General features: G+C 73.2%; 22 protein-coding genes. 15 read left to right on the top strand and 7 right to left on the bottom strand.

Annotated features, from left to right (window positions below; all coding sequences use genetic code 11):
* The first annotated feature begins 95 nt into the window (after positions 1–95).
* The 6 genes from AB0D32_RS22090 (at position 96) to AB0D32_RS22115 (ending at position 5,814) form a co-directional block, all read left to right on the top strand.
* Positions 96–1,133: a zinc-binding dehydrogenase gene (locus AB0D32_RS22090; protein ID WP_357093137.1), complete on the top strand. Its 1,038-nt coding sequence runs from the start codon at positions 96–98 to the stop codon at positions 1,131–1,133.
* The gene (locus AB0D32_RS22095; protein WP_357093140.1) at positions 1,133–1,951 is read left to right on the top strand and encodes a sugar phosphate isomerase/epimerase family protein; all 819 of its coding nucleotides are present in this window, start codon (positions 1,133–1,135) and stop codon (positions 1,949–1,951) included. Before AB0D32_RS22090 ends, AB0D32_RS22095 begins: the two co-directional genes overlap by 1 nt.
* Entirely contained in the window at positions 1,948–3,318 is a 1,371-nt protein-coding gene (locus tag AB0D32_RS22100) for a hypothetical protein (protein WP_357093143.1), read from the top strand. The genes AB0D32_RS22095 and AB0D32_RS22100 overlap by 4 nt, the downstream gene beginning before the upstream one ends.
* A 63-nt stretch (positions 3,319–3,381) precedes the next feature.
* Positions 3,382–3,783 carry a DUF2267 domain-containing protein gene (locus AB0D32_RS22105; protein WP_357093146.1) on the top strand — a complete coding sequence of 134 codons (402 nt, stop codon included), beginning with the start codon at positions 3,382–3,384 and terminating at the stop codon, positions 3,781–3,783.
* Between the two features lie 260 nt (positions 3,784–4,043).
* Entirely contained in the window at positions 4,044–4,802 is a 759-nt protein-coding gene (locus tag AB0D32_RS22110) for an alpha/beta fold hydrolase (protein ID WP_357093149.1), read from the top strand.
* A 76-nt stretch (positions 4,803–4,878) separates the two neighbouring features.
* Complete coding sequence (locus tag AB0D32_RS22115; RefSeq protein ID WP_357093152.1) at positions 4,879–5,814, top strand: TauD/TfdA family dioxygenase; 936 nt, start codon at positions 4,879–4,881, stop codon at positions 5,812–5,814.
* A 19-nt stretch (positions 5,815–5,833) separates the two neighbouring features.
* On the opposite strand, the gene AB0D32_RS22120 is transcribed toward AB0D32_RS22115, so the two are convergent.
* Positions 5,834–7,093, bottom strand: coding sequence for a hypothetical protein (locus tag AB0D32_RS22120; RefSeq protein ID WP_357093155.1), 1,260 nt, complete (start codon positions 7,091–7,093; stop codon positions 5,834–5,836).
* Between the two features lie 358 nt (positions 7,094–7,451).
* On the opposite strand from AB0D32_RS22120, the gene AB0D32_RS22125 reads away from it, so the two are divergent.
* A complete protein-coding gene (locus AB0D32_RS22125) occupies positions 7,452–9,089 on the top strand; it encodes a BCCT family transporter (protein ID WP_357093158.1) in 1,638 nt (545 codons plus the stop codon).
* Positions 9,090–9,223: 134 nt separating this feature from the next.
* Complete coding sequence (locus tag AB0D32_RS22130) at positions 9,224–9,802, top strand: AAA family ATPase (RefSeq protein WP_357093161.1); 579 nt, start codon at positions 9,224–9,226, stop codon at positions 9,800–9,802.
* Positions 9,803–9,839: 37 nt separating this feature from the next.
* Here the strand turns inward: AB0D32_RS22130 and AB0D32_RS22135 are convergent, their stop codons facing one another.
* From AB0D32_RS22135 to AB0D32_RS22145, 3 genes are all read right to left on the bottom strand, one after another.
* Complete coding sequence (locus AB0D32_RS22135) at positions 9,840–10,715, bottom strand: alpha/beta hydrolase (RefSeq protein ID WP_357093164.1); 876 nt, start codon at positions 10,713–10,715, stop codon at positions 9,840–9,842.
* Positions 10,716–10,875: 160 nt separating this feature from the next.
* Complete coding sequence (prfH, locus tag AB0D32_RS22140; RefSeq protein ID WP_357093167.1) at positions 10,876–11,553, bottom strand: peptide chain release factor H; 678 nt, start codon at positions 11,551–11,553, stop codon at positions 10,876–10,878.
* Positions 11,550–12,725 carry an RNA ligase RtcB family protein gene (locus AB0D32_RS22145; protein WP_357093170.1) on the bottom strand — a complete coding sequence of 392 codons (1,176 nt, stop codon included), beginning with the start codon at positions 12,723–12,725 and terminating at the stop codon, positions 11,550–11,552. The genes prfH and AB0D32_RS22145 overlap by 4 nt, the downstream gene beginning before the upstream one ends.
* A gap of 474 nt (positions 12,726–13,199) precedes the next feature.
* On the opposite strand from AB0D32_RS22145, the gene AB0D32_RS22150 reads away from it, so the two are divergent.
* Positions 13,200–13,652, top strand: coding sequence for a DUF2752 domain-containing protein (locus tag AB0D32_RS22150; RefSeq protein WP_357093173.1), 453 nt, complete (start codon positions 13,200–13,202; stop codon positions 13,650–13,652).
* 91 nt (positions 13,653–13,743) lie between these two features.
* Here AB0D32_RS22150 and AB0D32_RS22155 read toward each other — a convergent pair whose 3' ends face one another.
* Positions 13,744–14,049, bottom strand: a complete 306-nt coding sequence (locus AB0D32_RS22155; protein ID WP_357093175.1) for a glutaredoxin family protein — start codon at positions 14,047–14,049, stop codon at positions 13,744–13,746.
* A 198-nt stretch (positions 14,050–14,247) separates the two neighbouring features.
* On the opposite strand from AB0D32_RS22155, the gene AB0D32_RS22160 reads away from it, so the two are divergent.
* Positions 14,248–14,730 carry a type II toxin-antitoxin system PemK/MazF family toxin gene (locus tag AB0D32_RS22160; protein WP_357093178.1) on the top strand — a complete coding sequence of 161 codons (483 nt, stop codon included), beginning with the start codon at positions 14,248–14,250 and terminating at the stop codon, positions 14,728–14,730.
* 3 nt (positions 14,731–14,733) lie between these two features.
* Here AB0D32_RS22160 and AB0D32_RS22165 read toward each other — a convergent pair whose 3' ends face one another.
* Together AB0D32_RS22165 and AB0D32_RS22170 are read right to left on the bottom strand one after the other, a co-directional pair.
* Complete coding sequence (locus AB0D32_RS22165; RefSeq protein WP_357093181.1) at positions 14,734–15,381, bottom strand: NAD(P)H-dependent oxidoreductase; 648 nt, start codon at positions 15,379–15,381, stop codon at positions 14,734–14,736.
* Positions 15,382–15,467: 86 nt separating this feature from the next.
* Complete coding sequence (locus tag AB0D32_RS22170) at positions 15,468–16,118, bottom strand: GGDEF domain-containing protein (protein ID WP_357093184.1); 651 nt, start codon at positions 16,116–16,118, stop codon at positions 15,468–15,470.
* Positions 16,119–16,379: 261 nt separating this feature from the next.
* On the opposite strand from AB0D32_RS22170, the gene AB0D32_RS22175 reads away from it, so the two are divergent.
* From AB0D32_RS22175 to AB0D32_RS22195, 5 genes are all read left to right on the top strand, one after another.
* Entirely contained in the window at positions 16,380–16,619 is a 240-nt protein-coding gene (locus AB0D32_RS22175; protein ID WP_357093187.1) for a DUF397 domain-containing protein, read from the top strand.
* Positions 16,620–16,748: 129 nt separating this feature from the next.
* Positions 16,749–17,636 carry a helix-turn-helix transcriptional regulator gene (locus tag AB0D32_RS22180; RefSeq protein ID WP_357093190.1) on the top strand — a complete coding sequence of 296 codons (888 nt, stop codon included), beginning with the start codon at positions 16,749–16,751 and terminating at the stop codon, positions 17,634–17,636.
* A 109-nt stretch (positions 17,637–17,745) separates the two neighbouring features.
* Positions 17,746–18,594, top strand: coding sequence for an SAM-dependent methyltransferase (locus AB0D32_RS22185; protein WP_357093193.1), 849 nt, complete (start codon positions 17,746–17,748; stop codon positions 18,592–18,594).
* A 145-nt stretch (positions 18,595–18,739) separates the two neighbouring features.
* Positions 18,740–20,320 (top strand): protein kinase, encoded by a 1,581-nt coding sequence (locus tag AB0D32_RS22190; RefSeq protein WP_357093196.1) that lies wholly within the window; start codon positions 18,740–18,742, stop codon positions 20,318–20,320.
* A 493-nt stretch (positions 20,321–20,813) separates the two neighbouring features.
* A complete protein-coding gene (locus AB0D32_RS22195) occupies positions 20,814–21,662 on the top strand; it encodes a DedA family protein (protein WP_357093199.1) in 849 nt (282 codons plus the stop codon).
* Positions 21,663–21,956 lie beyond the last annotated feature (294 nt).

Genomic DNA, 21,956 nt, shown 5'->3' on the forward strand with positions numbered 1-21,956 from the left:
GTATAGAAGGGATTCAACGCCTTCGATTGATCAATTACAAGACATATACCGATTTTCTGCCTAGACTGGAGCCCAGTGCTACCGGGATGTGACTCATGGTCAACTGGGTTGTCTCTCTCGCCGGGCCCCGCCGGATCAGCCTCGAGCCCTGCCCCCCGGATCCGCTCGGCCCCGGCCAGATCCGGGTCCGCACCCGCTACTCCGGCATCTCGGCCGGCACGGAACTCACCCTCTACCGGGGCAGCAATCCCCGGCTGAGCAAGGACTGGGACGACGTCACCCGGATGTTCGTGCCCCGGCAGGCCTCGGTGCCGTATCCGCTGGTGGGCTTCGGCTACGAGGAGGTCGGCGAGATCGTCGAGGTCGCGCCCGACGTGGCCGACCGGCGGGCCGGGCAGGTCGTCTGGGGAATCTGGGGGCACCGTGCCGAGGCGGTCGTGCCCGCCGACACGGTGCATCCGCTGTCCACCGGGCTGGACCCCCTCGCGGCGGTCTTCGCCCGCCCCGGGGCGATCGCCCTCACCGCGGTGCTCGCCGGCGACCTGCACCTGGGCGACTGGGTCGCGGTCTTCGGGCAGGGCGTCATCGGGCTGCTCGCCACCCGGCTCGCCGTCCTCTCCGGCGCGCGGGTGGTCGCCGTCGACCGGGTGCCCGCCCGCCTCGCGCACGCCGGCCGGTTCGGCGCCCGGATCGTCGTCGACGCGGGCGCCGAGTCGGCCTCGGCCGTGCTGCGCCAGGCCACCGGGGGCCGGGGCGCGGACGTCTGCCTGGAGCTGTCCGGGGCGTACCCGGCGCTGCACGAGGCGATCCGTGCCACCACCCACGCCGGCCGCGTCGTGGCCGCCGGCTTCTACCAGGGGCACGCCGACGGGCTCGGCCTCGGTGAGGAGTTCCACCACAACCGGATCCAGCTGGTGGCGGCCCAGGTGTCCGGGCCGACCCCGGCGCCCGGCATGGCCGGCCGGTGGACCGGTGCCCGCGTCGCACACACCTTCATGGACCTGGTGGCCGAGGGCAGCGTCGACCCGCTGCCGCTGGTGAGCCACGTCGTCGACGCGAGCGCGGTGGCCGACGCGCTCGCGCTGCTCGACCGCGGTGACGCTGACGTCCTCCAAGTGGTGCTGAGGTTCTGATGACGATTCCACTGGCCTGCCAGGAACAGCTCCTGCCGGGCGCCGACCTGATCCAGAAGTACGCGCTCGCCACCGCGCTCGGCTACGACGCGATCGAGCTGCGCGGCCGAGGGGATCTCGGCCTCGCCCGCCGGCTGCCCGAGCTGCGCCGGGCCCGTGCCGCCGGGGTGGTCATGCCCACCGTCTGCGTGGAGATGGACCACTTCATCGGCGACTTCGACCCCGAGCGCTCCCGCGACGCGGTGCGCAACCTGCGTTCCCAGCTCTCGGTGATCGCCGAACTCGGCGGCCTCGGCGCGATGACCCCGGCGGCGTGGGGGATGTTCTCCCGGCGACTGCCGCCGTTCGAGCCGCCCCGCTCACCCGCCGGCGACCGCCAGGTGCTCGTCGACGCCCTGGGCGAGCTGGGGGAGCACGCCCGCGCCGAGGGGGTCACCCTCTTCCTGGAACCGCTCAACCGGTACGAGGACCACATGGTCAACCGGCTCGACGACGCGGTCGCCCTCTGCGCGAGCGTCGGGCTGCCCTCCGTGCGGGTGGTGGCGGACACGTTCCACATGAACATCGAGGAGGACGACGTGCACCGGGCGCTGCGCGCCGCCGCGCCGTACCTCGCTCACGTGCAGGTCAGCGACTCCAACCGGCTCCAGCCGGGCGCGGGTCACCTCGACTGGCCAGCGCTGGTCCGCACCCTGCTGGAGATCGACTACCGGGGCTGGCTGGCGCTGGAGTGCCGGCTGCGCGGCGACCCCGTACGCGCCCTGCACCAGGCGGCCACCGTGCTGCGCCACGCGCTGCCCCGACAGGCGGCGGCATGAGCACCGACACCGCCGGCGGCCCACCCACCGGCACCGCCCGCGACGTCGCCACCCTGCGTCGGCTCGCCGTCGCCACCCTCAACGCCAACTGGGAACACGACCACACCGTGCCCTCCCGCACCCTCTACCCCCACCAGTGGAGCTGGGACTCGGCGTTCATCGCGATCGGCTGGTCCCACGTCCGCCCCGACCGCGCCTGGCGGGAGCTGGCGAGCCTGTTCCGGGCCCAGTGGGCCGACGGGCGGGTGCCGCACATCGTGTTCAACCCGGCGCTGCGGGTCGGCTCGTACTTCCCCGGCCCGCAGTTCTGGGCCTCGGCGCTCGCCGAGGGCGCCCCGGCCGCCGCCACCTCCGGGCTGATCCAGCCGCCGGTGCACGCGCCCGCCGCCTGGCTGGCGTACCGGCGGTGCCCCTCCGAGGCCGGGCGGGCGGCGCTGCGCCGGCTCTATCCCCGGCTGGTGGCCCAGCAGCACTACCTCGCCACCCGTCGGGACGTCGGCGGGGGCGGGCTGGCCTGCGTCGTGCACCCGTGGGAGTCCGGGCTGGACAACAGTCCCGCCTGGGACGCGCCGATGGCGGCGGTGCCGGCCGACGCGGCCGTCATGCGCGCGTACCGCCGGCACGACACCGCGCACGCCGACGCCGCGCACCGCCCCACGGACCTCGACTACGCGCGCTACGTCGCGATCGTGGCGTCCTACCGCGAGCAGCGCTACCGCGACGACGGCCTGGCGGACCGGCATCCGTTCCTGGTGGAGTGCCCGCTGGTCAACGCGGCGATGGGCGCCGCGGAGCACGCCCTCGCCCGGATCGCGCCGCTGGCGGGCGCCGACCCCGGCGCGCACCGGGAACGCGCCGCACGGATCACCGAGGCCCTGGTGCGCCGGCTGTACGACCCGACGACCGGCACCTTCCACCCCCGGGACCTGCGCACCGACCGCCTCGTGCCGGCCCGGACGGTGCTCGGCCTGGCCCCGCTGATCCTGCCCGACCTGCCCGCCCGGCAGGTGTCGGCGCTGGTCGCCGAGGCCTGCTCGCCGCGCTTCGGGCTGGCGGCCCGGATGGACCGGCCGCTGCCCAGCCACGACCGCACCGCGCCGGACTTCGAGCCGCTGCGCTACTGGCGCGGGCCGAGCTGGATGAACATCAACTGGCTGGTACGCCGGGGGCTGCTTCGCCACGGCCGCCCCGACCTGGCCGCCGGCCTGCGGGCCTCGATGATCGAGCTGGTGGCCCGCTCGGGCTGCCACGAGTACTTCCACCCCGACACCGGCGCCGGGCTCGGCTCACCCGCGTTCGGCTGGACCGCCGCGCTGCTGCTCGACGTCCTCGCCGACGATCCGGCCGGCACACGTTCTCCCTGGTAGGGGAGACCGTTTGCCGGCGCCGGGCGCGGGTAAGCGCGGGGCCGGTGACGACAGGAGGCTGCCGTGCGGTTTCCCCTATTCGTCGACGCGGTGTCCCGCCGCGCCGGACTGCCCACCACGCAGGCCGCCACGATCGCCCGCGCCGTGTTGCAGACCATGGTGGAACGGATGGGTGCCAGTGCCGACGGCGACCCGGCCGGCCGTCTCCCGGACCAACTGGACGGCTACCTCACGGGGGCCGGCCCCGCCGGCGGCCCGGCGGACGCGCTCGGCCCGGCCGACTTCGTGCGCCGGGTGGGGGAGCGGGCCGGGGTGGACGAGACCACCGCCCGAGCCGGCACGGGCGCGGTCTTCGCCACCCTGCGGGAGGCCGTCACCGTCGACGAGTTCCACGACATGGTCGCCCGGCTGCCCCGGGACTTCGACGGCATGACCCAGCCGATCCCCCGGCCGTACGACGGCTGACCGGCCAGCCCGTCACCGCCTGATCACGCGCCGCGGCGGCAGCTCACGTGGATCTCCACGGTCAGGCATCGAGCCTTATGCTGCCATCGTGAATCTATAGGGACTTCATGAGGCCCGTCGTGGACCATCGCGAGCGGGCCGATCGTGGCCGGCCCGTCACGGGCCGGAGCGCGCCGCACCCCACGGCGCGCCCCGGCCCGACCACCCACCTTCGTTCCAGCGCCAGCGGTACTGGAACGAACCACTCTGAAAGGCGCGCGGTGACCTGGTTCCTCTCCGCCGGCGGCTGGCACACGGCGCCGGTACAACTGTTCTGCCTGCCGTACGCGGGCGGGGGCGCGAGTGTCTTCCGGCGCTGGCAGGAGGGGCTCAGCCCGGACGTCGAGGTGCTCCCGGTGCAACTGCCCGGCCGCGAGAACCGGATCAGCGAGGACCCGGCGTTCCGGATCGCCGACGTCGCGAACGCCATCGCCGACCGGGTCCGTGGCCCGTACGCGATCTACGGCCACTCGATGGGCGGCCGGGTCGGCTTCGAGGTGGTCCGCGAGCTGCGCCGAGCCGGGCGTCCGCTGCCACTGCGGCTCTACGTCGGCGGCGCCCGCGCCCCGCACGTCACCGCGGCCAGCCACTTCGACGGGCTGTCCCGGGTGGACGACGACGAGCTGCTGCGCCGCGTCGAGGCGGGCGGCGGACCGGCGGCCGGGCTGCGGGACTACCCTGAGCTGGTCGAGCTGCTGCTGCCCATGCTGCGCGCCGATTTCGGTCGGGTGGACGCCTACCGCTACACCCCGGACGAGCCGCTACCGATGCCGATCGTGGCGTTCAGCGGTCGCCACGACCACACCGTCACCCGGGACCACCGCGACGGCTGGCGGGAACACAGCGCCGCTGGCTACACCCCGTACGAGATCGACGGTGGGCACTTCTTCCTCAACGAACGACTGCCCGAGCTGCTCGCCCTGATCCGGGCGGACCTCGCCGCGGCCCACACCGACGCGACCTCCCGTTACCACGGCTGAGCTGCCTGCCATCGCCATCCCGCCGCCGGCGCGGCCACCCTCGCCCGCACCCGGCGGCGACGACAGGAGTGAGAACATGAGTGATCGGAGCGCCACACTGCCGGTGGTCGTCGAGAACGACGGCCGCGAGCTGACCGACCTGATCGCCGCCCGCCGCGCCGAACTGCGCGCGAGCCTCGTGGAACACGGTGCGCTGCTGTTCCGCGGGTTCGAAGTGGGCGGGGTCGAGGGCTTCGACCGGGCGGTGCGGGCGCTGTCCGGTGAGCCGCTGGCCTACACCGAGCGGTCGTCGCCCCGGCACGCCATCGCCGGCCGGGTCTACACCTCGACGGACTACCCGCCGAACGAGGAGATCTTCCTGCACAACGAGAACTCGTACCAGGCCCGCTGGCCGCTGACGCTGTTCTTCTACTGCATCGCCCCACCGCAGACGCAGGGCGCGACCCCGCTCGCCGACGTCCGCCGGGTGTACGCCGAGATCGACCCGGCGGTACGCGAGGAGTTCGTCAACCGTCGCTGGATGGTGGTACGCAACTTCCACGGCGACTTCGGCACCCCGTGGCAGCACGTGTTCGGCACCGACGACCGTGCCGAGGTCGAGGCGTACGCGGCGGCGAACCGAATCGAGCTGGAGTGGCGGGGTGCCGACGGGCTGCGTACCCGCGCGATGCGCGACGTCGTGCACCACCGGCCCGGCTCGGACATCCCGCGCTGGTTCAACCACGCCACCTTCTTCCACGTGAGCACGCTGGCCAAGGACCTCCAGGAGGGGTTGCTGGCCATGTTCGGCACCGAGGGGCTGCCGGCCAACACCTACTACGGCGACGGCGGCGAGATTCCCGCCGACGTCGTGGACCACCTGCGGGCCGCGTACCGGGCGGCCAGCGTCCGCTTCGACTACCAGCGCGACGACGTGCTGGTCGTGGACAACATGACCGCCGCGCACGGGCGGGAGCCGTTCACCGGCCCCCGCAAGATCGCCGTCGCGATGGCCGAACCGCACACCCCCTGATCCGGGGCAGCGTCCCGGGTCACCGGCCTTCGTAGCGGTCCGCGACGTCGGCCTCCGGCAGCTCCTCCGGGTCGGCGACCCAGGCGGAGAAGACCGGCACGCCGTGCCACGGGCCGGTCGCGCCGCCGGCCGGGCGGTCGGTGGCGACCGCCACCACGGCGTACGGGTGGCCGAAGCGCAACTCGGCGATCCGAGCCACCCCCTCCGGCGGCACGCTGACCGCCGAGCCGAGAGCGGTGACGGCGGCCGCCTCGAAGCCGTACCGGCCGTAGCGGGCCATCGCCGTCTGGGCCGCGTCGAAGTCGAGCCCCGGCGACTCCAGCAGCTCGCCGAACACCCCTGCGACGTCGGGGAAGCCCAGTCCGGGCGCGGTCAGGTCGTGCTGGCTGCGGGCCGACCAGCAGGGCAGCACGGCGCTGGTCCGCTCCTCCCGGCCGTCCGGCGCGTACGTGTAGGTGTCTTCCTCGCGCAGCGTCCACAGCGGGCCCTCGCCCAGCGGGAGGTCGAACAGCGACCGCCGCTGTGCCGGCAGGTCGCGCTCCGGCGTGCCGGCGGCGGCCGACGCCATCTCGTGGGCCGCCGCGAGGACGTACCCGGCCGGCACGTCGGGCGCCGCGGCGACGGAGACCACCAGCAGTCCGGCCGCGCGGTGGGCGGTCCGCGCCGGGGCGGCGTGCACGGCGACGGTGCCGGCCCACGCGGTGTCGGCGATCCAGCAGCGGTGGCCGTGTCCCGGGCTGCGCAACACCCGGCTCAGCCTGCCGGCCCAGGCGCTGTGGGACCCGAGCGCCCCGGCCGGCGCCACCTCGAACGGGTCCGCCCACGAGACCCGGGTGGCCAGGGCGCTCGCCAGGACCAGCAGCACCTGCGGGGTGACCGCCAGGGGGAACGCCTCGATGAGGCCGAGCGTGTGCTCGCGGGCCCACGCGTCGAGCCCGGCCTGGTCCGGCAGCGGCCCGGTGGCGGTCGGCCCGGGCAGGGTCGCCCGCCACCCGTCCAGCCCGGCGGTCCCGGCTTCGGGCCGGTGCCAGAACGCGGTCGCCGAGGGCACCAGCGGGTGCGGCTCCGCGAGCAGGGCACGGGCGGCCTCGGCGGCGGTCACCGCGTCGGTGCCGATCACCTCCTCCAGAGCCGCGCGGGTCGGGCCGGTGGCGGCCGGCGCGGCGAGCGCCAGCAACAGCCATGCGCCCAGCGGGGAGGCGACGTGGTGCCTGTCGCCGATCACGGCGTGCAGGCGGTCGGCGTAGTGGGCCACGGGGGTGCTGATGTCGGTCGTCACCGCTTCACTGTGCCCGCTCGGCGGGCCGTCGTCACCACCGCCCGTGGCTCCGCTGCGTCAGCGGTGCCCAGCCCTGTCTGATCAGCGCCGGAGTGCATTGTCACAGGACTGTCATGCGACCGCATGGTCACCTCCAACATCGACACCGAGAGTGGTCGCCGACCGTCACCGGCACCAGTGGCAGTCGGCTCCGGCGGCCTGCCCGTTCGCCCGACGACGTCAGCCCTGCCGGCGACAACTTTCCGAGTTCCCGGGCGCCCAGACGGGGCGCGGGACAACCCGAGATGCGGGCCGACCGGCGCGCGCGGCGCCGGGAACGCGGCCTGCGTGCCCGGAAGCCCACGGAGGTCCACAGACCATGACCGTGTCTGCCGCAGGTCCGGCAACCGACGACAACCCCACACCCGGCGACGCGCCACCCCCGCCGGACCGCCGTCCGCAGGGTATCGACCGGACGGTGCTGGGCGTCGCCGCCGCGGTGTCCGTGCTCTTCGTCGGGTGGGGCATCGTGGCCACCGACAACCTCGCCTCGGTCACCGGCACCGCGCTCGACTGGGTGGTCCGTTCCTTCGGCTGGGTCTTCGTGCTGGCCAGCGCCGGGTTCGTGGTGCTGTCGATCTGGCTGGCGCTCAGCCGGTACGGCCGGATCAAGCTCGGCCGCGACGACGACAAGCCCGAGTTCTCCACCGTCTCCTGGGTGGCGATGATGTTCAGCGCAGGCATGGGCATCGGCCTGATGTTCTGGGGTGCCGCCGAGCCGCTGTCCCACCTGGGAACCCCGCCGCGCGGCCTCAACGAACCGAACTCCCAGCAGGCCGCGCGGGAGGCGATGGAGTACACCTTCTTCCACTGGGCGCTGCACCCGTGGGCGATCTATGCCGTGGTGGGTCTGACGCTGGCCTACTTCACCTTCCGCAAGGGCCGGCGCAGCCTCATCAGCAGCGCCTTCTTCCCGCTCATCGGGGAGCGCGCCGACCGGGGACCCGGCAGGGCCATCGACATCTTCGCGATCTTCGCGACGCTGTTCGGATCGGCCGTCTCCCTCGGCCTGGGTGCCCTCCAGATCAACAGCGGCCTGACGAACCTCTGGGACGTGCCGAAGTCCACGCCGCTGGCGATCGGCATCATCGCGGTGCTCACCGTGGCGTTCGTGGTATCCGCCGTCACGGGTGTCAAGCGGGGCATCCAGTTCCTCTCGAACACCAACATGGTGCTCGCGGTGGCGCTGATGTTCTTCCTGCTCGTGGTGGGCCCGACGGTCTTCGTCCTCAACACGCTCACCGCGTCGACCGGTGCGTACCTCTACGACCTCATCCCGATGAGCTTCCGCACCGGCGCCTTCGGCGGCGAGCAGTGGATGGCGGGCTGGACCCTCTTCTACTGGGCCTGGTGGATCTCCTGGACCCCGTTCGTCGGCGCGTTCATCGCCCGTATCTCCAAGGGCCGCACCATCCGCCAGTTCGTCCTCGGGGTGGTGGCCATTCCGAGCCTCGTCAGCCTCGTCTGGTTCTCGGTGTTCGGCGGTACCGCCATCGACCTGCAACTCGGCGGTACCGACCTGTCTGCCGCGGTGAAGGAGAGCCCGGAGGCGGCGCTCTTCGCGGTCCTGCGGGAGTTCCCGTTCTTCACCGTCACCGCGATCCTGGTGATGGTGCTGGTGGGACTCTTCTTCGTCAGTGGCGCCGACGCCGCCTCGGTGGTGATGGGCACGCTCTCCTCCCGCGGCAGCCTGGAGCCGAAGGCCTGGTTGGTCTCGATGTGGGGCGTGCTGACCGGCCTGGTGGCGGTGGTGCTGCTGCTCGCCGGCGGGCTGTCCGCCCTGCAGTCGCTGACCATTCTCGCCGCGTTGCCGTTCCTGTTCGTGATGGTCGGCATGGTCGTCGGGCTGCTACGCGAACTGCGTCGCGAACCTCCCGAAGCCACGATGGCTCCCGAGTTGCGGGCCCTCACGACCGCCGTCGCGCGACCGGCAACCACGGAACCTGACGCCTCCTGACCTGCCGGTTACGACGCGGGCCGCCCCGGTTCGGGGCCGGCCCGCGTCGCACGGGGGCTCGGCTGGCGGCCTGTGGACGTACCATCATGGGCGTCCGAACGGGCGTCGTGCCGGGCCGACCGAGGAGGTGTGTCGTGACGTACGTCCCACCGGCTGCCCCGCCGGTGCCCCGCCTGATCGTGCTCAACGGGCCGCCCGGGTGCGGCAAGTCGACGCTGGCCCGCCGGTACGTCGAGGACCACCCCCTCGCGCTCGACCTCGACATCGACCTGATTCGTGACCTCATCGGGCGGTGGCGCGATCAAGCCGGTCCCGCCGGGCTCCTCGCCCGAGCCGTCGCCCTGGCGGCGGCCCGGGCGCACCTGGCCAGTCGCCACGACGTGATCATCCCGCAGTTCCTCGGCCGCCCCGAGTTCATCGAGCAGGCCGGGTTCGTGGCGCAGGAGACCGGCGCCGAGTTCCACGAGATCGTCCTGCTGGACGGCAGGGAGAACGCGCTGTGGCGGTTCGCCGAACGCAGCCGTACCTCCACGGACCCGGCGCACCTCGACGCCCAGCGCCAGCTCGACCGGCAGGGCGGTGCCGCCGAGCTGGCGGCGATGTACGACCGGCTGCTCGCCGTGGTCGCCAGCCGGCCCGGGACCAGGGTGGTGCGCACCGAGCACGGCAGGGTGGACGAGGCATACCAGGAACTCCTCGCCTGTCTCACGTAGAGCGCCCGCGGTCCGCCCATCCGCCGCGACAGGGCGGTCAGGTGTGGACCCGTCCGAGGAAGTCCCGCACGAGCCGCACCACCTCGTCGAGGTGCGTCTCCAGCAGCCAGTGCCCGCCGTCGAGCAGGTGAAGTTCGGCGTCGGGCAGGTCCCGCAGGTACGCGCGTGCCGCGCCCTCGGGCATGTAGCCGTCGTGCGGCCCCCAGACGATGAGGGTGGGCGGTCGGTGCTGGCGCAGGTATTCCTGCTGGCGGGGAAACCACGCGAGGGTGCTGCCCTGGTCGGCGAGGAGGCGGACCAGGGCGGCGCGTCGGGGCGGATTCAGCAGGGCGGCGGAGAGCCGCCACAGGTCCGGGCTCACCCGGTCGGTCAGCCGGTCCGGCAGCTCGCCCAGGAACTCGCCGCGGAAGCCCTCCTCGCTGACGGCGGCGGCGAGGCGGTCGCGGCCCTCGTCGGTCGGCTGGCGCCAGAACTGCTTGAGCGGCTCGTACCTGGGGCCGTGCTGGTCCTCGTAGATGTCGCCGTTCTGGATGACGAGACCGGCCACCCGCTGCGGGGCGGACATCGCCAGGCGTAACCCGAACTGGCTGCCGTAGTCCTGGAGATAGATGATGTAGCGGGTCAGCCCCATCGCCTCGGTGAAGCGCCGGAGCAGGTCGGCGTAGGCGTCGAAGGTGTACGCGAACCTGCGGGGATCGGGCGTGTCGCTGTAGCCGAAGCCGGGGTGGTCGGGCGCGATCGCCCGCCACCTGTCACCGAGGGCGGGCAGGAGGTTGCGGAACTGGAACGACGACGAGGGGTAGCCGTGCGGCAGCAGCACCACGGGCGCGTCCGGCGGACCGGCCTCGCGGTAGAAGATCGTGATCCCGTCGACCTTGACGGTCCTGTGGTGCACGGCTGCGTCGGCCACCATGTGTCTCCTGACCGGCCACGGTACGGGTGGACCCCTTCGACGGTGCCAGAAACGCCTCCGTACCGGGCGCTGTTCGGCACTGACGATCCAGCTGTGCGCACTCGGCAGCCACCCCGAGGAACACCGGGTGACGGTTCTGACGACGCCGGAAACCCACCGCTCACGACGCTGACGGGCGCCCCCGGCGTTGCCGTGTCCGCCGCGGTGGGGCCGTTTCCTGTCCCGACGGTCGCGGGCGTTCGACGCGGGTGGGGTCGCCGCGTACGAGCTCGTCGTGGATGCGCCATCGGGCCGTGACCACGGCGCGCTCCGCGCTCTCGTCGCCGCGCGCGACGCGCTGTCGCAGCAACTGGAGGGCGAGGCGACGGTTGAGGCTGAACTGCCGTTCCGTGTCGACCACGACGACGACGCCCGAGGGACGGTGGGTCGCCCGTACCGCCGTGCTGGCCTTGTTCCGGTGCTGGCCGCCGGGGCCGCCGGTACGGCAGGCGACGATCTCCACGTCCGCTTCCAGGAACGTCGTGGCCGGGCTGTCGAGCTGGCACAGTCGGGAGACGACGTACCAGTTCTTCCGGCCGGTGCCCGCCCGGTAGGGGCTGGGTGCCTGCCAGCACAGGGTGCCGGTCCACGAGGCGGCGAACGCCTCGGCGCCGCCGCCGGAGATCCGGAGCAGCGCCGACCGGTAGGTGCCGGACCGGTCACCGGGCACGGTCTGCATCCGGTGGGTCGTCAGGCCCCGCCGGCCGGCGTCGGCTTCCAGGCGGTGCAACAGGCGGGCCAACGCCCAGGCACACTCCTGCGGGCCGCGCCCGGCGGACATGAGCAGGTGGAGGTTCATGACCGGCCCCGCCTGCGGCGGTCGTCGCGGCGGTCGGGCCGGGCGGTGGATCCGACCTCGGGCGTCTTGTAGGTGACCAGGGGGACGGTGGTGGCCACGGGCGTGGCCAGACCGTGGTCGACGAGGTCGGTGATCACCCGTTCGATGCGCTTGTAGGCCGTGGGCGCCTCCTCGAAGAGCAGTTGACGGTCGCCGCACACCACCAGCGACCCCACCGGGGTGCGCCGCAGTTCCTCGACGGTGTGCTTGGCCCGGCTCCGGCGCAGGGCGTCGGCGCGCGACATCTTGCGGCCCGCGCCATGCGCCACGGAGTGGTTGGCGTCCGGGCCGGCATGGGCGGCCACGAGGTAGGAGGGGGTGCCGCGGGTGCCGGCGACGAGCACGTCGCGGCCGTCACCCGGCGCCGCGCCCTTGCGGTGCAGGTAGACCCCGTCGCGGATCTCGACCAGGTTGTGGCACTGGTCGACGACGGGCTCGGTGGGCTCGGCCCCCAGGGCGTGCGCGACCCGGGCGGCGAGCAGCCGCCGGTTGAGCGACCCCCACCGTACGGCGTCGTCGTGCGCGGCCAGGTAGGCGGCGGGATCAGGGGCGGGACCCGCGCCGTGGAGCTCGGTGTGTGTCCGCAGGATCCGTTCGCCCAGCCCTCGGGAACCGGTGTGGACGACGAGCACGAGGTCGCCGGCGTCGAGCCCGAGACGGCTCGCGTGACCCGGCTCGAAGACGGTCCCGACGCGCGCCAACTCGACGAAGTGGTTGCCCCGACCGACCGTCCCGAGTCCCTCGACGTGACCGGCGGGGATGTCACCCCGTACGACGTCCCAGGCGGGGTCGTCGGCGTCCTGCTCGGGGTCGAGCGGGCGGTCGAGGTCGGGGAACCGGGCGGCGAGCCGCTCCGGCACGGCACGCCTGAGCCTGATGGGAAACACGGCGATGCCGCAGCCGATGTCGGAGCCCACCAGGAACGGGTACAACACGGTCGACACCATGGCGGCGCCGATGGGCGCGCCCTTACCCGGGTGCAGGTCCGGCATGGCGGCGACGTGGATCATGCCGTCGAGGGCGGCCACCTGCTGGCACTGGGCGAGGGCGTCGGATTCGATCCAGCTCGTGGGGGAGGCGAACACGGTGACGGTGGCCGGGACGGACTGCGGCAGGGACTGGTGCTGAGACAAGGACGCTCGCTTCTCACCGAGACGGGAATGGACGGACGGCATCGCGGCACCGGTCGGTGCCGCGGCCTCTGAGCAACGGGGATGCTGTCCGTCAGAACGTCATGGACGACACCCTCCCGGAGTCGACCGTGCGCGGCAAGCGATTATCCGCAGCGACCCGTTCGGTGCCCTGTGCGGCGCTGTCTCGGTGGTGCACCTGCCCCAGGTGCGCCCGCCTCGACGAGCGCCGCGCCTGGCCGTCGGGGCCTTCGCTGAGCGCCGGCAATGCCTTGAAGATCACTCCGTGCCCCCGTGTCCGGTCCGCAGCGCTCTGATCCCGAACGGCGGATGGCGACGCGGGGCATCCCGCGGCGGCCCCCGTTGGCAAGCCATCTACTATGGCCCGGTAGTAGTAGTGTCGTCAGGCGTCACGGCGCGGTCATGACGGCGACGGCTCGGGTGGCGCCCCCCAACGGCGCGGCGAGGAGGTTACTGGTGCGTCAGGTCACGGCAGCGCCCGACCGGATGATGCGGCGCGGGGCATCGGTGATCGGCGCCGCGGTGCTGGCTGCGGCAGTCGGATTCGTGCTGCGGTTCGATCCCACCGACCGGGTTGCCGACCCGACCGGGCCCTGCCTGTGGCATTCCCTCACCGGCATCAACGGCCCGGGCTGTGGCGGCACCCGCATGTTCTACTACCTGTTGCACGGCGACCTCGTCGAGGCCGCTCGCCACCACCTGGCCGCGCTGGTCGCGGTGCCGTTCGTGGCATACCTCGGCGTACGCTTCCTCGCCTCGGCCTGGCTCGGACGCGAACTGCCCGCGCTGCGCCTGCCCCCCTGGATCTACGCGGCGTACATTGCCTTCTTCCTGCTCTACAGCACGGTGCTGCGCAACCTGCCGTGGATGCCGTTCTCCTGGTTCGACATCCCCAACCTGACGCCGTGACCCGGGCGGTCGCACGGCCAACCCGGCACGTCGGCCCGGCCACGACAAGCGGGCCTACTCCTCGCGGCGGGCACCCGTGTCCGGCGGGTCGTCAGCGGTCGAGGGTGTCGGATCCTGCCTCTCGCTGGGCGAGATGGTTCCGCAGGTCCTCATCCGTCGGCTCCACCAGGAACGTGCCGTCGGGCCACAGCAGCGTGGGGATGCGTCGGCGCCCGTGCTGTAGCTGCCGGACGAGCGTGGTGGCGGCTTCGTCCTGCTCGACGTCGACATAGTGATAGGTGACGCCGGCGGCGTCGAGCAGTGCCCGGCTGCGCCGCACGTCAGGGCACCAGCCGGTGCCGTAGACCACGAGCCCGGGACTGGTGGCGTGGTGGTCGGGGCGGTTCACACCGGTCATGTCGACTCCTGTGACTGACGTGATGGCGAAGCGGCGGCAGGGGTGCGGCCGGTCGTCACGCCGACCGCGACGCCGATGACGCCGGCGACGGCACCGATGTTACTACTCACGGACCTGGCGCAGCTCCCGCAGTTCCTCCCGGAAACCGGGCAGGTGGTGCGGGGGCCGGGTGGTCCGGCGGGGGATAGGCTGCCGGTCGTGGCAGGTCTTCTCAGGAGTGTGGCGGCCCGCATCGGCGCCGTCATCCCGTCGCCCCGCCGGCCCGGGCCCGGCCCGGCACAGGTCGCCCGGCGCCGCCAGGTCGCCGCGTTGCAGCGCCGGCAACTGGCGTACGCCCCGGAGCTCGACGGGCACGCCGACCCGGGCGAGATCGTCTGGACCTGGGTGCCGTACGAGGACGACCCGCGCCAGGGCAAGGACCGCCCGGTGCTGGTGGTGGGCCGGCACAGCCGGACCCTGTTCGGGCTGATGCTCTCCAGCCAGAGCGAGCGCGACGGCCAGCGGCACTGGCTCGCGCTCGGTCCGGGCGAGTGGGACCGGGACAACCGGCGCAGCTGGGTGCGGCTGGACCGCGTGCTGACCATGCGGGAGGACAGCATCCGCCGGGAGGGAGCGGTGCTCGACCGGGCTCGTTTCGATCGGGTCGGGCAGGTCCTGCGCGCCGGCTACGGCTGGCGCTGACCGTCAGTCCGGCTCGCGGCTCGGGCCGGCGGCGGCGCGGGCGTCCGGCGGCGGATACGGCTGCTCGGCCAGCAGTCGGGCCAGGTGTGCGCTGTTGAGCGCCAGCGCCTTCGTGGTGCGGCCGGTGGTGTCGGGCTTGGGCCGGGCGTCGATGTAGTCCACCGTGTGCAGCGCCTCCCCGACCCAGTAGGTGGCGGCTGCCGCGGGGCAGGTGAACCCGACCTCGTTGAGGGCCTGCTGCACCTGGCCGATGGTGTGGTGCGCGCCGTCCTCGTTGCCGACGACCGCGACCCCGGCCACCTTGCCGTAGGTGAGCAGGCGGCCCTCGGCGTCGGTCTCGGAGAGTTCGGCGTCGAGTCGTTCGAGGACCATCTTGCACACGGCCGACGGCTGGCCGAGCCAGATAGGGGTGGCGATGACGAGGATCTGCGCGGCCATCAGGCTGGACCGGATGGCCGGCCAGCCGTCGCCGTCGCCCTCGTCGGTGGAGACCCCGAACCGCACGTCGTGGTCGACGACCCGGACCAGGTCGCCCGCCACGCCCTGTACGGCGAGGGCGTCGAGCACCTCGCGCCCGAGCACCTCGGCGCTCGACGGGGCGGGGGACCGCTTGAGGGTGCAGTTCAGGACCAGGGCCCGGATGCTCGCCACGGTGGTTTCCCCTCTCGGGCGGGTGCGGCGCTGACCCTGTCGGCATACCCGTCAATCGGCGCGAGACACGTCGAAAGGCGTCGCGTTCAGCACTCCGCCAGGTGGGCGGTGTCGACGAGCTGCCGGGTCGGGCGGGCCGTCCCGAGGCTCTTGGCCCGGTACATGGCGGCGTCGGCCCGGTCGAGCGCCTCGGTGAGCTGCCCCGGCCCGGTGACGGGGGCGAGCCCGACGGAGGCGGTCACCTGGACGGTGAGCCCGCCCAGCGGGATCGGCGCGGCGAGGCTGTCGCAGAGCCGTCGGGTGGCGCGCTCGATCCACCGCCGGTCGATCGTCGGGGTGGCCAGCAGGCCGGCGAACTCGTCGCCGCCGAGTCGGGCGACCAGGTTGTCCCCGGCGAAGGCGGCGAGCCGTTGGGCGACGCTGACCAGCACCTGGTCGCCGGCGGAGTGCCCGTAGCGGTCGTTGATCTGCTTGAAGTCGTCGAGGTCGAGCACCACGGCGATCAGCGGCTGCCCGGCCGCGTCGGTGAGCAGCGTGGCGGCCAAGCGGTAGAACGCGCGGCGGTTGGGCAGGCCGGTGAGGGGGTCGTGGCTGGCGGCGTGCCGCTCGGCGGCGAGCTCCGCCTGGAGGTGCCTGATCTCGACCTCGGCCTGGATCGCGCGGCGTCGTAGCTGCCAGGAGGTGACGAGTGCCCCGGCGGCACAGATGCCGGACGCGATGGTCATCGGATCCGGCACGGGACCTCCCATCACCACGATGTCTCCGGCCCCCGCGCGATGGTCCGCGCCCCGTGCCGGGTCCTGTCTTTCCTGGCGGCAGCCCAGGTCCGGGTAACTCTGAGTGAACGGATGGGCACCGTCCATGTGCGTTATCATGCTCGCTGTCCGATGCAGATGCAATAGCAGATGCACGTGCAGGAAGCCTCTCGTCGATGCCGTGCGCCCCTCACCAGGCACCATCGCCCGGCGTCGGTGGGGCTCGCGAGAGAAAGACGCCCCATGCAGCAGCCTCCGAACGGCGTTCCCACCACCCAGTTGCCCCCGCTCGACTGGCAGAAGAGTCGCCGGAGCAACCCCAGCGGCAACTGCGTCGAGCTGGCCGAACTGCCCGGTGGCGCCGGCATCGCCCTGCGCAACTCCCGGCACCCCGAGGGCCCGGCGTTGATCTACACGGCGGACGAGATCGCCGCCTTCGTGCTCGGCGCCCGTGACGGCGACTTCGACAACCTGATCGCCTGATCCCGCCCCGTCGACACGGCCGATCGTCCGTTTCCGAAGGAGTTCACCTCACTCACGGTTCATGGCATGCTTACACGTCGGCCGCGCGGGGGTGCCTGGTCGACACGAACCGGCGTGTGGAGGTCGGCAGTGGCGATGGGTCCCGCCGAGGGCGGTCCGGCGACCGGCCCGACCGTGCTGCGCATGTTGCTCGGTGCCCAGTTGCGTCGGTTGCGTGAGTCCAGCGGGGTGACCCGGGAGGGTGCCGGCTGGGAGATCCGCGCCTCCGAGTCGAAGATCAGCCGGATGGAGCTGGGTCGGGTCGGCTTCAAGGAGCGCGACGTCACCGACCTGCTCACCCTCTACGGCGTCACCGCGCCCGAGGAGCGGGAGGCGCTGCTCAAGCTCGCCCGCGACGCCAACAGCCCGGGTTGGTGGCACCGCTATGGCGACGTGCTGCCGAACTGGTTCCAGTCGTACCTCGGCCTGGAGGCGGCCGCCGCGCTCATCCGCAGCTACGAGGTCCAGTTCGTCCCCGGCCTGCTCCAGACCCGGGAGTACGCCCGGGCGGTGGTGCTGCTCGGGCACGGGCGGGCCGCGCCGGCCGAGTTGGAGCGGCGGGTCGCACTGCGCATGCAGCGCCAGCGGTTGCTGCACCGCGAGAGCCCGCCGCAGCTCTGGGCGGTGGTGGACGAGGCCGTGCTGCGCCGGCCGATCGGCGGCCCGCGGGTGATGCGTGACCAGGTGGTGGCGCTGATGGAGGCGACCAGGTCGCCGAACATCCGGCTCCAGGTCATCCCGTTCGCCGCCGGCGGGCATGCCGCCGCGGGCGGGGCCTTCACCATCCTGCGCTTCGGCGACCGGGAGTTGCCCGACGTGGTCTACATAGAACAGCTCACCAGCGCGCTCTACCTCGACAAGCGCGACGACCGCGACCACTATGCGGTGGCGATGGAACGGCTCTGCGTGGAGGCCGAGCCGCCCGAGCGTACGCCGGAGATTCTCGGCGGGATCCTGGACGACCTCTACCCGGGGTGACCGCCGCAGGGGCATCGCCCCGGGTGGCGGTGCGGCTACCATGGTCGCGGACCGGTGACAGTGGACGGACGCCCCCGGTCGCGGGTGGCGCAGAGTCGTGGAGGCTACCTTGACCACCGATGCCCCGGGCGCGACGACCGGCCCCGCCCACCCGAGCGACCGCATCGACACCTCCGTGGCCCACCCCGCGCGCCGGTACAACTACTGGCTCGGCGGCAAGGACAACTTCCAGGCCGACCGGGATTCCGGCGACGTGGTCGCGGCGTCGTTCCCGACGATCCGCACCGCCGCCCTGGAGAACCGCCGCTTCCTCCAGCGGGCCGTGCGTCACCTGGTTCGGGAGGCGGGCATCCGCCAGTTCCTCGACATCGGCACCGGCATCCCGACCGCCGACAACACCCACGAGGTCGCCCAGGCGACCGCCCCCGAGTCGCGGGTGGTCTACGTCGACAACGATCCGATCGTGCTCTCGCACGCCCGGGCGCTGCTGACCAGCTCGCCCGGGGGCGCCACCGCCTACATCGACGCAGACCTGCGTGAACCGGAGAAGATCCTGCGCCACCCCGACCTGCTGCGCACCATCGACCTGTCCCGGCCGGTCGGGCTGATGCTGGTCGCGATCCTGCACTTCGTCGGAGACGACGACGACCCGTACGCCGTGGTCACCCGGCTGCTCGACGCGCTGCCGCCGGGCAGCTACCTGGCGGCCTCGCACGCCACCCACGACCACCTGCCCCCGCACGTCGCCCAGGAGGCGAAGGCGGCGGCCCGGAACGGCAGCCCGCACGGCCTGATCAACCTGCGCACCCGGGCCGAGTTCACCCGGTTCTTCGACGGGCTGGAGCTGGTGGCGCCCGGCGTCACGTCGGTCGCCGAGTGGCGCGCCGAGGACGCCCCGCAGCCCCGCCCGGCGGCGGCCGAGGTCAGCATGTACGGAGCCGTGGCCCGCAAGCACTGACGGCCATCTTCGCGCGCCCACCCTGGCCGCCGCGCTGCTCCTGACCGGCGTGCACGCCGGTCGGCGCGCCCGAATTCCGACGACCGGCACGCAAGCGGGCACCGCGCTGGTGGCCGCCCCCACCGGCAGGGCAGACTGAACGGCTATGTCGCCGTTCTCGCCCACCCTGCGGTTGCACGACCGTTACGTCCTGCGCGAGCGCATCGGCCTCGGCGGAATGTCCGAGGTGTGGCGCGCCGACGACGAGGTGCTGCACCGCCCCGTCGCCGTCAAGGCCCTCACCCGGGAGTTCGGCACCGACCCGCAGCTGCGGGCCACCATCCAGCGCGAGGCACGCGCCGCCGCGCGGCTCACCCACCCACACGTCACCCAGGTGTACGACTACGCCGAGGCGACCCTGGACGGCGTCGTCGTGCCGTACCTGGTGATGGAGTTGGTGGAGGGGCACAACCTGGCCGACCGGCTCACCGCCGGCCCGCTGCCCTGGCCGGAGGCGGTGCGGATGGCCGGTCAGATCGCCGCCGCGCTCGCCGCCGCCCACCGCATCGGCGTGGTGCACCGCGACGTCAAGCCCGGCAACGTCATGCTCACCGAGACCGGCGCCAAGGTGCTCGACTTCGGCATCGCCGCGCTCGCCGGCCCGCACCACCCGCGCGCCGGGCAGACGGGTGAACTGCTGATGGGCACGCCCGCCTACTTCGCCCCGGAGCGGATGCGGCCCGGGCCACCGAACCCGGCCAGCGACGTCTACGCCCTCGGAGCACTGCTCTACCGCACGCTCACCGGCCAGGCTCCACTGCCCGTGCAGACCTGGGCGGACGCACGGGAGGTGCACGCCGGGCACCCGCCGGTGCCGCCCCTACGGGTCCCCGGGCTGCCGGCCGACCTCGCCGAGCTGACCCTGGCCTGCCTCGCCACCGATCCGGCGCGCCGGCCGAGCGCGGCCCAGCTCTCCGCGCGGTTCGTCGCCGGGGCGCAGGCCGACCCGCCCACGGCCATCCTGCCCACCCTGTCCGTACCTCACGGCCTGACCCCGTCCCCCGGGACCGCCGGCGCGGCGGCCTCGCCGGCACACCCACCCACCCTGATCGACCGTTCACCGCCGTCGCCGAACCCCGGGCCCGCCGGCACCGGCCGCGCCGGAGTGTCGTACCCGGCCCCGGTGGGCGGGCACCACCCCGTGACCGCCCGCAGCGACCGTCCCGCCCCGAGCGGGTGGGGCGCCGGCGGCCCGGGGCCGTCGCGGAACCGCCCTGTCACGGCCCTCGTCGCCGTCGGCGTCGCGCTGCTCGTCGGGCTCGTCGGCACACTCGTCCTCGGCGACGACGGAAGCCCGCCGCCAGCGGCGGCCCCGGCGACCGGCAAGCCGGACCCGACCTCGGCCGATCCGACGCCACCGCCGCCGACCTCCGCCCCGCCGTCGGTGACCGCCCGCCCCGAGCCGGTCAGCCTGCGGCAGATCGCCGCCGAATTCGCCGCCGCGCTCGCCTGGGCGCACGCCCGCGGCGAGATCGACCGCAAGACGGTCGAGGGGCTGCGGGACAAGCTCGCCGACCTGGGCCGAGGCAAACAGAAGGACCAGGCCAAGCGGGTCGAGCAGTTGCGGGAGCGCCTCGCCGACGCGGCCGACGAGGGGAAGATCCCGCCCGACACCGCGGCCCGGCTCGACGCCCTGCTGGACCAGGTCGAGACGGCGGCGCGAGGCGACGACGAGGAGGACGACTGACCGCGCCCAGTCGTCGCTGAAGGCCGGGTCGTCGCACAGCACCGAATCATCGGGCAGGAGGCGGCCCTGGTGCTGCACGGTCAGGTCGCCCAAGGCAGTGGCGAAGACCGGCAACGCGCCGGGACGAGACGGCAGGATCATGTCCACCATCGGCAGCAGCGCCGGATCGATGAGCCGGACGAAGCCGTCCGCCGCCATCAGGGTGCCCTCGTCGCGCCAGGCCAGCTCCCCTGGGCGAACGGCACGCAGCTGCCCGTACCGTTAGGGGAGATACTTCCCACTACACGGTGGCCGTTCCGAAATCGCCCCCATCGCCCCACCTCGATCACGACTTCCTGCCGATCACGCCTGGCCGATGGTGACGCACCCGCACAGGTCAAGCCACTGACGGTCCCCTGAGGATTTCCACACCCGGTCCGGCGCGGGCCTCCCGGGCGCGCCGAAGGGCCGGCCCCGTGGCGGGCTCCCAGGATCGGTTCGTAGCGTGTGGGCCATGATTCGTACCGCGCACGCCCTGCTCGCCTCCGGCTCCGCCCCCGAAAAGGCCGCGCCGCCCGAGGACGGACTGGTCGGCTTCGTCATCGGACTGGTCGAGCGGCTCGGCGGCCCCGGCGCGGGTCTGGCTGTCGCCCTGGAGAACCTCTTCCCGCCGATCCCCAGCGAGGTGATCCTGCCGCTCGCCGGCTTCGTCGCGGGCCAGGGCCGGATGAGCGTGGTCAGCGCGATCTTCTGGACCACCCTCGGTTCCCTGCTCGGCGCCCTCGCGCTCTACTGGATCGGCGCCGCGCTCGGCCGGGAACGGATCCGGGCGATCGCGCAGCGGCTGCCGCTGGTCAAGCTCAGCGACGTGGACCGCACCGAGGAGTGGTTCCTGCGGCACGGGGTCAAGGCCGTCTTCTTCGGCCGGATGATCCCGATCTTCCGCAGCCTGATCTCCATCCCGGCCGGCGTGGAGCGGATGCCCGTATGGACCTTCGTGGTCTACACGACGCTCGGCAGCCTGATCTGGAACAGCACCTTCGTGATGGCCGGCTACCTGCTCGGCGACAACTGGCACCTGGTCGAGGGATACGCCGGGGTGCTGCAGAAGGTGGTCATCGTCGCCTGCCTGGCGGGCGCCGGCTGGTTCGTGGTCACCCGCGTCATCCGGGCCCGGCGAGGCAAGGCGGCTGATGACGACCCCGCCCCGTCCGTCGACTCCGCGCCGTCCGTCGACTCCGCCCTGTCCGTCGAGTCCCCCTCCCTGCCCCACGTGCCGGATCCGACCGGGCGGGGCACGATCTACCGCAGCGCCTACTCGGACGGGCCGTTCGCCGGCCACGACCGCGACCTGTCGCGCTGAACCGGGTAGGCCGCTCCGGCGGGGTGTGAGATCCCCGTCGGGGTCGCCCTCGGGATCCTCGCGGCCGCCGTCGAGGCGGTTCTTCCGTGGCTGGGGTCCAATGGGCCGTGGCTTGACGGGCGCGGCTGCGTGGGGATGGGGGTGTGGCCCGCATGGGTGGGAGTGGCCCACTCTGGCGGGGGTGAGCGGCTTGCCAGTGCGCTCGCATGGGGGGCTCACTCTGCGTGGGGGTGGGGGTGGTGGGGGCCGGGCCGCCCGCCCCGCGGCCAGCGCCAGAGGCCCCAACCACCCCAG

This window comes from Micromonospora sp. NPDC048170 (assembly GCF_040652795.1).
GTDB lineage: Bacteria > Actinomycetota > Actinomycetes > Mycobacteriales > Micromonosporaceae > Micromonospora.